The organism is Bacteroidota bacterium (assembly GCA_039821555.1).
Lineage (GTDB): Bacteria > Bacteroidota > Rhodothermia > Rhodothermales > Rubricoccaceae > JBCBEX01.
Genome location: JBCBNX010000018.1, coordinates 1 through 11,154, shown reverse-complemented (window position 1 = coordinate 11,154; position 11,154 = coordinate 1). Strand labels below are relative to the sequence as shown.

The following is an 11,154-nucleotide window of genomic DNA, read 5'->3' as shown; positions in this document are numbered from 1 at the left end:
GGCTTGCGCTCGACACGGCGGTGCTGCCCGCGGGCGTCTACGTGGTGCGCGCCGAGGCGGGCGACACCGTGCTTACACGTCGCCTCACCGTCGTCCGCTAGACCGCCACTGGGAAGCGGATCGCGGGGTGCGGGTTGTATCCAGAGAGCGTTGCGTCCTCGAACGTCAGGTCGTCCAGCGGCTTCGCGGCGATGGCCAGCGTCGGCAGCGCGCGCGGCGAGCGGGCCAGTTGCTCGTTCAGCCCGTCGAGGTGGTCCACGTAGATGTGCGCGTCGATGAGCGTGTGCGCGAAGCGGCCCGGGGCCATGCCGACCTCCTGCGCGAGCGCCTGCGTGAGGAGCGCGTAGCAGGCGAGGTTGAACGGCACGCCCACCGCGATGTCGGCCGAGCGCTGCGTGAGGTGGCAGTGCAGCAGGTCCGGCCCCTGGCTGCGCGGCTCCACGTTGAAGCAGAACGTGTAGTGGCACGGCGGCAGCTTGCTCACGGCTGCGTTTCCCGGGTGCCACGCGCTCACCACGAGGCGGCGGCTCATCGGGTTGCGGCGCAGCTCGTCGCGCACGTAGCCGATCTGGTCGAACGAGAGCGAGCCGTCGGCCTCCTCCTGGACGTTCGGGTGATCGGGTCCGGCGAAGACCTCGCTGCCGAGCCAGCCGCCCTCGGCGGGGATCGGGAAACGCCGCCAGAAGCGCCCGTAGGCGGTCTCCAGGTTGCCGTCGGCATCGGCCCAGGCGTCCCAGATCTTCGTGTGCTGGCGCAGCTCGCGGATGTGGTCGGCGCCGGAGAGGTACCACAGCACCTCGCGCCACATCGAGTTGAAGTAGACCTTCTTCGTCGTCAGGAGCGGGTAGCCTGCCTGGAGGTCCACGCTGTAGAAGGCCGCGAAGCTGGAGAGCGTGTCCGTGCCGGTGCGGTTGGTCTTGCGCACGCCCGTGGCGAGGACATGCCGGACAAGGTCGAGGTAGGCGTCGTCGGCGTGCTCGTAGATATGGCCGAGACGAGGAGGGGCGGCGAGTTGCATGGCAGTGGGGCAGAGGCGACAGTCTCGAAACTTACACGGAGCCTGGGCCCAACCTGCGCGTAGGTTTTCCACGCCCTATCCACGTCTCCACACCCGCACTTCGATGGACCCCGGCCTTCACGTCAAGCAGGCGATCAACCACCTCACCAAGGTCATCAACTACGCCCCCTACGTCGAGGAGGACGGCGCGGCGCTCGTGGCGCTCACGCCCGAGGACTGGCAGGTCGTCGCCGACGCGATGTTCTACATGGACACGCCCGCCGAGGTCTTCCCCGACGACATCAAGGCGTACCGCCTCTCAGACGATCAGCGGACGATCCTGCTCGACCTCGAAGACGGCACCGCCGTCACGGTCGAGCGCGCATAGCCCTGCTCACGCGTAGTCCTGTTCACTCGGCCGAGGTGGTCTGCGTCGGCGGACCGATCCAGCGGTCGGCGGCGAGCGGCTCTGTGTCCTGCGCTGCGGCCGAGGTGCGCGGTAGGATCCACGCCGCAGGCCCGAGCGTGCGCGGCTCCGCGGCCAGGTTCACGTCCGGGTCGATGAGGCGCGCCTCGGGATGCCCGTTGAGGCTCGCCACGATGTCGGCGTAGACTGCGACATCGTAGCCGTCCAGCGCGGCCTGCTCGGCGAGGTAGTGCGCGAACTCGCGGATCATGTCGGGCCGCTTGATCATCAACGAGGCCTGCCAGTAGGCCAGCACCTCGTCCGGATCGACGACCTCGACCGAGTTCGTAGCGCGGTCCATGACGAAGAAGCGCGCGTCGTCCACGGACTTGCTGCGCAGCTTCATGCGCCAGGCGAAGCGGTGGCCCTCCTCCGTCCACGCCACGTCGCCCGGGACCGCCCAGTGGCGCAGCGGGAGCAGCAGTTGCACGACGAGGAACGCGGCCACGCCCGCGAGCAGCCAACGCGGCGTAGGGCGGGCCGGAGTGAGCAGGGCCGGAGCCTCCACCCGCACTCGGCGCAGTCGCCGGGTCAGGGCGACGGTCCAGTCGGGCGGGAAGAAGATCAGCGTGAGCGCGATCATCGCCCACGGAAAGACGCCAATCGTGAAGATCCAGGCGTTCATCAGGTGGAAGACCACGAGCGCGAGGTAGGCCGCGAGGCGCGTCCGTCGCCACAGCAGGAACGGCACCGCGAAGAGGTCGAGCGCGAGGCCGCCCCATGCAAAGGCGACGCCCGCCCACGGCTCGGCGAAGAGGGGGCCGAGCACTGGGTAGTCGGCGCGCCTAGCCAGCCACGTCCCGATGGGCTCGCCGCGCAGCCAGTCCGGGTTGAGCTTGGCGATGCCCGCGTAGGTGTAGACGATGCCGAGTTGCGCGCGGAAGAGCCACACGGCCCAGACCGCCACCGTGGTCGGCGGCGGGTCCGCGCCGGTGCGCCTCGCCCGCCGACGCCGTGCCCAGGCGTCGACCGAGTAGGCGTGGTGCGCGGGGACGACGGCGAGGAGTCCTGCGAGCAGGACGAGGAGGTAGACGTGGTTGAGGTAGTGCCCCGGCGCGAGGAGGAACACGTAGGCCGTCGTCACGAAGAGCATCGAGGCCGTGATGCGGTACTGCCAGCCCAGCGCGACGCCCACGCCGCCGATCGCGAGCGCTGCGAACACGGCATACATGTCGCCCAGGGGCAACGGCGCGATCCAGTCGAAGCCCGGATACGAGAAGTGAAACACCGGATCGACATAGTAGCGCTCGATCCAGCCTTTCGATGCATAGCGCCACGCCTCCCACACCATCACCGCGCCGAAGGCGACCCGGAAGGCCACGAGCGACGCCGCGTGGACGGGGCGCTGGAGACGGGCTAGACTGGCACGCATGGCGAGGGAGGACAGACCCCTGGAGTATCGCCGCTCAAGCCCTGCATGTTTAGCCTACCCTGCTGTGCGCGTCTGTGGGGGAATCGCTCACAGACGCGCACGGAAGCGACAGCGCAAGGGCAGGGCGTGCCTCCCACTACCATGTTGCGCGTCCCGTCTCGTCTGCCTCTCCCGGCCATGCTGCTCGACCTCGATCCCCCGCGCGTTGCCCCCGTCGACCTCCCGCGCAACGGGGCCGGGCCTGCATCGGGATCGCCCGAGGAGGGCGCTCGTTTCGCGGCGCTCCAGACGGCCTTCCTGGACCAGTTCGAGCACGTCTTTCCTGACTCGAAGGCGCCGCGCACGGTCGTCGTCGTGCCGAGCCTGACGCTGCCGCAGGACGAACTGCGCAAGATCGACGGCGCGACCCACTACGAGGAGCGCATGCTCTTCGCGCTGATGCTGCTGCGCATGCCGCGCACGCGCGTGGTCTACGTGACGAGCCAGCCGCTGCCACCGGGCATCGTGGACTATGTGCTCAATCTGCTCGCGGGCGTCCCGAGCGTGCACGCCCGCGAGCGCCTTATGCTCCTCGCCTGCCACGACCACTCCGACCGGCCACTCACGCAGAAGCTCCTCGACCGCCCGCGCCTCCTTGAGCGCATCCGACGTCAGATCGACGACCCCGCGGCGGCGCACCTCACCGTCTTCAACGCGACCGAGCTAGAGCGGACGCTCGCCGTGCGCCTCGGCATCCCGCTCTACGCCTGCGATCCGGCGCTGCGCCACCTCGGCACGAAGAGCGGCAGCCGCGAAATCTTCCGCGAGGCCGGCGTCCCGCTGCCCGACGGCTTCGAGCACCTGCACACGCCCGCCGAGATCGCCGGGGCGCTCGCCGTGCTGAAGCAGCGCAACCCAGCGCTGCGCAAGGCTGTCGTCAAGCTCGACGAGGGGTTCAGCGGCGAGGGCAACGCCATCTTCTCCTACGCAGGCGCACCCGCCTCGCTTTGTTCAGGCGACACGCTCGAACGCTGGATCGCGGACGTACTGCCCGAGCGCCTCCAGTTCGAGGCGAAGACGGAGACCTGGGACCACTACGCCGCCTCGTTCGCCGCGATGGGCGGCATTGTCGAAGCGTTCGTCGACGGCGCGCGCAAGACCTCGCCCTCAGTGCAGTGCCGCGTCGACCCAACGGGCCGCGCCTCCGTGATCTCGACGCACGAGCAGGTGCTTGGCGGACCGAGCGGCCAGGTCTTCCTCGGCTGCACGTTCCCCGCCGCCGCGCCTTACCGGCTTGCTCTCCAAGACGCGGGCGAGCGCATCGGAGCCGTTCTCGCCGAGCGCGGCGCCCTCGGCCGCTTCGGCGTCGACTTTCTGTGCGTCGAAGACCCCGAAGCCGACGGCGGGTGGCGCTACGTTGCCATCGAGATCAACCTGCGCAAGGGCGGGACGACGCACCCCTACCTGATGCTCGACTTCCTCACGGACGGGGCCTACGACTCAGAGACGGGCCTCTACCGCACGCCGTCAGGCCAGCCGCGCTACTACTACGCCTCGGACAACCTCACGAGCGAGCGCTACCGCGGCCTCACGCCCTACGACCTCGTGGACCTCGCCGTCTACCACGGGCTGCACTTCCACGGGGCCACGCAGGAGGGCGTCGTGTTCCACCTCATCGGCGCGCTCTCCGAGTTCGGCAAGCTCGGCGTCCTCTGCATCGGCGCGACGCCCAAGCGCGCCCAGGCGCTCTACGACGAGACGGTGGCGCTGCTCGACCGGGAGACCGCGTAGGCTACGCCGCTGCTTCCTGCTCGCGCTTGAGCTGCCGGTCGATCACGAATGGGCCGAACGGTACCACGGCCGCGATGAAAATCACGGCGGCCTTCTTCAGCGACCACCCTTCGTCCTGCATGGCGATGAGCAGCGCCACGCCGAAGAGCACAAACAGCGCCCCGTGCACCCATCCGACGACCGAGACCGCCTCGGGCTGATCGGCGAGGTACTTCAGCGGCATTGCAATGAAGAGGAGCACCAGGAACGAGGTGCCTTCGACGAGGCCAGCCAGCCGCAGCCGACCGATAGACGAGGAGAGCATGACGCGTGGGTCAGAATCAGAGAAACAGACGCTGCTGCTACCACGCGTGCGACAGCCGGTTGCCGTGCTCCTCGGCCTCCCCTGAACCTTCGAGGAGACGGTGGGGCACGGCATGCGCTCGTCATTGAACCACCGAAAGGCGACGGGTTGCCGCCGCCTCTCCCTCGATGGTGGCGCGGACGAGGTAGAGGCCGCTCGGGTAGGCGGCCGTGCTTAGGGCGAGCGCCTGCGGCCCGCTGCTGAGCGGACCGTCGTGCAGCGTGGCGACGCGGCGGCCGAGCACGTCGAACACCTCGATGCGCACGTCGGACGCCGTGTCCAGGTCGAGGCGCACGGACGTGGCCTGCCCTGCTCCCACCGGATTGGGGGCGACCCCGAGCCCAAATGTCACAGGCGTCGGGCCTTCTGCTTCAGCGTCGACAGCTAGGTCTTCGAGCACGACGGCGACGCCGAAGAGGCCGCCTGGTACGTCCGGGACGGAACTGCAGCCGAGCAGCGTCGTCGCGCCGTCTGCGCTCAGCCCGACCGAGAGGCACTCCTCCGCCTCGCCAGCGGGGAGTGATATGTTCTCCCGCTCCACCCAGGTCCCGCCGCCGGTGTTCTCGAAGGCGTAGATCCGCCCACGGAAGGTCGTCGGGAAGTCGAAGTTGAACGGAGCCGTGGCCACGAGCGCGCGGCCGTCGGCACGCAGGGCGAGGCCGAGACCGAAGTCTTCCCCTACACCGGCCGCGCTCGCGCCGCCATCACTCGGGACGAGCTCGGCCTGTTGGGTCCAGGCGTTGCCCGAGCGCGTGTAGATCTGGACGCGTCCGTTGAAGCTGCTGAAGCTGCGGTCGGTGACCGCGAGCACGTCGCCGTCGCCGTCGAGTGCCACGTTCGAGGGGCTTCCGAAGGTGGACGCGCCGGGGACACGCACCTCGCCCCGCGGCTGCCACGTTGTCCCGTCGTAGTCGAAGAGGAGGGCGGCCCCCTGTCCGTTGTAGAGCGTCACGTTGCCGATGGCGACGGTCTGCCCGTTGCCGCTGATGGCAATGGCCTGCCCCGCGCTCTCGAAGGCGAACGCGTCGCCCTCGGCAGGCGTGGCGAGGGCGGGGGCGCGCTCGGTCCAAGCGCCGCCCACGCGCTCGAACGTGAGCACGGTCGGGGTCGTGCGCGCGGTGGCCGGGTCGGCCGTCACGGCGGAGAGGACGACCCGGTTGCCGTCGTCGTTCATGGCCACGTCGAAGTAGAAGACGTCGGAGCCGCGCACGTTCGTCGTGATCAGGTCGGCGGTCTTTGTGTAGCGGCCGTCGCCGCCGCGCTCGAACGTGAACGCCCCGCCCGTCATCGTCGGACCGTCTTCGTTGCGGAAGAATGGGGCTGTCGCGACGATGACGGAGCCGTCCGCGCTGACCGCGACCGCGTCGCCGAGCGTGGACCCGAGCGCGCCCTCGCCGGGCGACGTTTCGGTGAGGGAGAGGCGCTGCTGGTGCACCCACGTGCCGCCCTCGTTGCGGAAGACGTGGACGGCCCCCTCAGTCCCGTTCGAGAAGGGCGCACCGACAACGGCCGTACGGCCATCCGCACTCAGCGCCACGGCGTTGCCGTAGCCATCGCCAGGGAAGCCGTCGCCCTGAGGGGCGCGCGTGTCGGTGTCGAGGAACGTGACCTGGGCGACCGCCGAGGTGCTCAGCCCCAGGAGCAGGGGCAGCAAAAGACAGAGGGTGACAAAACGCATGGAGGGAGACGCAGGAAGCGTCAGCTGGTGAGGGGTTGTGCCGGAGATCGGGGCTACATCTCCAAAGGCGGGAGCACGCGCAGGAATGGGCAGTCAGCTAGCGGTTTTTTCCGAAAGCGACGCCGACACCGGGTTGGTCGGGAGCGTGACACGCACGGTCGTGCCGCCCTCGGTGGTCAAGCTGAAGCCTCCGCCCAGCCGCTCCGCGCGGCGGCGCATGCCGTCAAGGCCGTAGCCAGACGGAATCGGTTGCATGGGTGCCTCGGCGGCGAAGCAGCCGTCATCGCGAACGACGAGCTTGAGCGCGTTCGGTGTGACAATGAGGCCCACGTCCAGGCGGGACGCCCCAGCGTGCTTGAGCGCATTGAGGATTGCCTCCTGCGCAATACGGTAGAGGTGCAGCGCCTGCATCGGCGCGAGCACGGGGGGCAGCGCCTTGCCGAGGGCGGTCGTGTCGAGGCGACAGTGCGTGGTGGGGGCGTCGGTGCGGAGCGCGACCTGACCGTGTGCATACCTGCGTAGCCGGTCGCGAAAGGCGGGGAGCGGCACGGTCTTGTGGTGGAGGGCCCACACGGTCTCGCGAAGGTGCGCCATCGCTGCGCGCGCGTGGGCCTCGATCCGGTCGAGCGTGGCGGCGGTGCTATCCGGGAAGACGCTGCCGCACGCCGAGAGCCGGGCCAGATCAATGCCCGAGAGCACCGCAGAGAGTTGAGCTCCGACGTGGTCGTGGAGGTCCTGGCTGATGCGGGTGCGCTCGTCGTGGAGACGACGCTGCACCGCTGCCCGTTGCGTCGTACGTCGATGACGCCTGGAGGTAGGAACGCGCATGGGGAGGGGGAATAACGAAAGAGGATGTTTGCGACATGTGCACATCTTTACCTCATTGGCGAGATCCGGGGGTGGATTGGGAAGCCCCCCCTTCGTTTTCTTTGGGACGCCGCCGCCAACCGCCCCTGACCTGCTCCCCTCTTGGCTCCCAACCTCACCCTGCTGCTCCACGAGGTCGCCGAGGGCGACGCGGCTGCGGGGGACCGGCTCTACCCGCTCGTCTACGACGAACTCCGGGCGCTCGCCCACCGCCACCTGCGCAACGAACGGGCCAACCACACCCTCGCTACGACCGCCCTGGTCCACGAAGCCTACCTCCGCTTGGTCGATGTCGAGGCGACGACCTGGCAGGACCGGGCGCACTTCTTCGCGTTCGCCTCCCGCGTCATGCGTCGCGTGCTGATCGACTGGGCACGAGCACGGGTCGCCGCCAAGCGCGGCAGCGGAGCCGTCCACGCCGGACTAGACAGCCTCGCAAACGGGCTCCCCGACCCTAGTCGCCCCGAGACGCTCCTGGCGCTCGACGAAGCACTCGACCGCCTCGCGGAGCGCGCGGAGCGCGCCGCTCGCGTCGTAGAGTGCCGCTACTTCGCCGGGCTGACCATCGACGAGACCGCCGCAGCGCTCGGCGTCTCGGACGGGACGGTCAAGGCCGACTGGCGCGCCGCGCGGGCGTGGCTTCTGCGGCAACTTGCAGCGCCTGAGGCCTGAGCCTGGCAGCGCCCCCGGCGACGGCGCGCTGCTGTTTGGACAGGCCGCCTCCCACCTGTGCGGTACTTCGCGCCTCTTGTTGTAGTCCAACCTCCTTATTGCTGTGCCTCCTTCGCTTCCCGACTGGGACCATGTCGCCCGCGTACTCGCGGCGGTCGCTGACCTCGCACCTACCGAGCGTGACGCGCGCCTCGCCGAGGAGCCCCCCGAGGTACGTACAGAGGTAGCGTCGCTCCTGTGCCTGGATGCGTTGGCTACGGAGTTCTTCGAGGCGGGCCCTCGCGATGCACTGGACGGCGCCGTTCGAGCCGACGCCGACCTGCATCCGGGCGACCGTGTCGGTCCGTGGTCCGTTGAGGCGGAGGTGGGACGCGGCGGCATGGGCACCGTCTACCGCGCGCGCCGCGTGGATGGGCGTGCCGAGCAAACGGTCGCGCTCAAAGTAATCCGTCGCGGCATGGACACCGCCGACGTGCTGGCCCGCTTCCGCCGCGAACGTGCCGTCCTGGCTGGCCTGGATGCCCCGTTCGTCGCGCGTTTCCTCGACGCGGGGGAGACGGACGATGGGCGACCGTTTCTCGCGCTGGAGTATGTAGAGGGCGAACCGCTTACCGACTACGCCTCAGCTCACCAGCTAGGCGTGGATGACCGGCTCCGGCTCTTCGTGCAAGTCTGCGAGGCCGTCGCCTACGCGCACCGACGGCTCGTCGTCCACCGTGACCTCAAGCCGTCGAACGTGCTGGTGACCGAGGACGACCAGGGTCGTCCGCGCGTCAAGCTCCTCGACTTCGGCGTGGCGCGACTGCTCGACGACACCGCGCCGGACCTCACGCAGGGGCCACGCGCGCCTCTCACCCCGGCCTATGCCGCCCCGGAGCAGAAAGCCGGCGCGGTCGTGACGACGGCCGCCGACGTCTACGCGCTGGGGGTGCTGCTCTTCGAACTGCTCACCGGCGCGCGCCCCGACGGTCCAGAATCGCAGCCGAGCCGCGCGGTCACGGCGGAGGCAGCCACAGCAATTGGCACGACCCCGACAGCGCTCACAGCCCGTTTGCGCGGCGACCTTGACGCCGTGTGTGCGAAGGCGTTCCGCGCGGCCCCCGACGATCGCTATGCCTCCGCCGACGCTATCGCCAGGGACCTCCAGCGCTACCTCGACGGCTTTCCGGTGCACGCGCGCAAGGGCACCCGCCGTTACCGCGCCCGCGCGTTCGTGCGCCGCCATCGTCTGGGCGTGACGCTCGCGGCGGGGGCGCTCGTGCTGCTGCTGGCCTTTGTGGGGGCCCTCGCCGTCGCGCTCGACCGCGCCTCTGCCGAGCGCGACCGGGCCGAAGCCGAAGCGCTGCGCGCCGCTCGCGTGACCGACTTCCTGCGGGGCGTTGTGGCCGAGGCCAACCCACGCAGCACGACGGGCAGCGGCTCGGTGCAGGCCGCCCTCGACGCGGCCTCGCGGCGAGCGCTCGCGGGCCTGGGCGACGACCCCGCCGCAGAGGCCGCCGTCCTCGACGCCGCCGGACAGGCGTACGTGGAGCTGGGAGCCTACGACGAAGCGGAGCCGCTCCTCAGCCGCGCCCTTGCGCTGCGCGCGGAGCAGGCCGAGACCGATGGGCAAGCCGACGCCCTCTCGGACAGCTACCGCGCCCTCGGCCGCTGGGCCGTCGCCTCCGGGCGCTACGCCGCAGCGGACTCGCTCGCGCAGGTGGCCCTCGCCCGCGCTCGCAGCGCCGCACCTCGAGCCTCGGCGCTGGGCATGCTCGGTGCTCTCCGGTCCATCGAAGGCGACAACGAAGAGGCCGTCCGCCTGCTACGTGAGAGCGCCGACCTCTACGCCAGCGTCGGGCGCGACGGCGAACTCCCGCGCGCGCATGTCATCTCTCGCCTTGGCTTCACGCTCGCGCAGCGCGGCGACACCGAGGCCGCCGAGGCGCTGCTCCAGGAGGCGCTCACCGTTCAACGCCGCCGGCTGCCCGAGGCCCATCCCGAGATTGCGTCGACGCTCACGTCGCTCGGCGCGTTCTACTTCCGCCTCGACAGCCTCGACGCGGCTGCACGTGTGACTCGCGAGGCGGCGGACGTGGCGGCGCGGGCGCTGGGCCCCGGCCACCCGTCGGTGGCGCGCGCCGTCTCGAACCTCGCGATCTATGCAGCCATGCAGGGCGATCTTGCAGCGGCGGAGACGCGCGCCCGCGAGGCGCTATCACTACGCCAGGCTGCCCTCGGCCCCGACCACCCCGGCGTGGCACGCACCCTCTCGACCCTCGGACAGATCCTCACCGACCAGGGCCGCCCCGCTGACGCCATCGCGCCGATCCGCGACGCCGAGCGCATCACGCGGGCCACCTACGGCGACGATAGTCCCGAGACGGCCCGCCTCGAAGCTACCCTTGCCCAGGCTCTGCTCGACGGGGGCGACGCCGCTGCGGCCGTGCGCCTCTTGGAGTCGGCCCTGCGCGTCAAGCAGGCCCTGCCCGACCAGCCCGAGGTCCCCGCGACGCGCCTCCTCCTCGGCGACGCGCTCGTGGAGGTCGGCGACTGCGACCAGGCGCGCCCGCACCTCCAGGCAGGCCTAGCGGAGGCCGATGAAAGCCTGGAGGCCACGTTGCGCCTCCACAGCGCCCTCGCCGCCTGCGACGGCAGCGAAGCGTCCCGGCAGGCCGCGCAGGCCGTGCTCGCCGAGGCTCCGGCGGTGCTCGCCGCCCGCCTCGCGCCTCGACTGCAGACGCCTTAGCTCAACGCTCGGATTTGAGACTCGTATCTGGAAGGGGTCGTCAGATCGGCAATCTCCGTACACGAACGCGTCGTTCGTCCAGCACCACAACACAGCCCGCTTCCAACTCGTCCCGGAGGGGTGGCAGGTTGGCGGCTAGGATGCGCACCTGCTCGGCAGGTCGCCGTGCTTGCAGGCGGCGCATTAGGCACTGTCTGGATATTCGCGCAGGTAGCGCTCCATGATCGCCAACTGCACCATCGCTCGATAGCTCCCCGCCAA

General features: G+C 70.1%; 9 protein-coding genes. 4 read left to right on the top strand and 5 right to left on the bottom strand.

Annotated features, from left to right (window positions below; translation table 11 throughout):
- Positions 1–97 precede the first annotated feature (97 nt).
- Positions 98–1,018, bottom strand: coding sequence for a thymidylate synthase (gene thyA / locus AAFU51_15610; GenBank protein MEO1572683.1), 921 nt, complete (start codon positions 1,016–1,018; stop codon positions 98–100).
- Between the two features lie 103 nt (positions 1,019–1,121).
- On the opposite strand from thyA, the gene AAFU51_15605 reads away from it, so the two are divergent.
- Positions 1,122–1,385 carry a hypothetical protein gene (locus AAFU51_15605; protein ID MEO1572682.1) on the top strand — a complete coding sequence of 88 codons (264 nt, stop codon included), beginning with the start codon at positions 1,122–1,124 and terminating at the stop codon, positions 1,383–1,385.
- Positions 1,386–1,407: 22 nt separating this feature from the next.
- Here the strand turns inward: AAFU51_15605 and AAFU51_15600 are convergent, their stop codons facing one another.
- Positions 1,408–2,835 (bottom strand): HTTM domain-containing protein, encoded by a 1,428-nt coding sequence (locus AAFU51_15600; GenBank protein ID MEO1572681.1) that lies wholly within the window; start codon positions 2,833–2,835, stop codon positions 1,408–1,410.
- Between the two features lie 177 nt (positions 2,836–3,012).
- Between AAFU51_15600 and AAFU51_15595 the strand changes: the two genes are divergently transcribed.
- Entirely contained in the window at positions 3,013–4,605 is a 1,593-nt protein-coding gene (locus AAFU51_15595) for a peptide ligase PGM1-related protein (GenBank protein ID MEO1572680.1), read from the top strand.
- Between the two features lies 1 nt (position 4,606).
- Here AAFU51_15595 and AAFU51_15590 read toward each other — a convergent pair whose 3' ends face one another.
- From AAFU51_15590 to AAFU51_15580, 3 genes are all read right to left on the bottom strand, one after another.
- On the bottom strand, positions 4,607–4,909 hold the full coding sequence (locus AAFU51_15590) for a DUF3817 domain-containing protein (GenBank protein ID MEO1572679.1): 303 nt from the start codon (positions 4,907–4,909) through the stop codon (positions 4,607–4,609).
- A 121-nt stretch (positions 4,910–5,030) separates the two neighbouring features.
- The gene (locus AAFU51_15585) at positions 5,031–6,626 is read right to left on the bottom strand and encodes a T9SS type A sorting domain-containing protein (protein MEO1572678.1); all 1,596 of its coding nucleotides are present in this window, start codon (positions 6,624–6,626) and stop codon (positions 5,031–5,033) included.
- Positions 6,627–6,719: 93 nt separating this feature from the next.
- Positions 6,720–7,403 (bottom strand): sensor histidine kinase, encoded by a 684-nt coding sequence (locus tag AAFU51_15580; GenBank protein MEO1572677.1) that lies wholly within the window; start codon positions 7,401–7,403, stop codon positions 6,720–6,722.
- 192 nt (positions 7,404–7,595) lie between these two features.
- Here AAFU51_15580 and AAFU51_15575 point away from each other — a divergent pair, with 192 nt between their 5' ends.
- Together AAFU51_15575 and AAFU51_15570 are read left to right on the top strand one after the other, a co-directional pair.
- Positions 7,596–8,165 (top strand): sigma-70 family RNA polymerase sigma factor, encoded by a 570-nt coding sequence (locus tag AAFU51_15575; GenBank protein MEO1572676.1) that lies wholly within the window; start codon positions 7,596–7,598, stop codon positions 8,163–8,165.
- A 103-nt stretch (positions 8,166–8,268) separates the two neighbouring features.
- On the top strand, positions 8,269–10,893 hold the full coding sequence (locus AAFU51_15570; protein MEO1572675.1) for a serine/threonine-protein kinase: 2,625 nt from the start codon (positions 8,269–8,271) through the stop codon (positions 10,891–10,893).
- Positions 10,894–11,154: the final 261 nt, after the last annotated feature.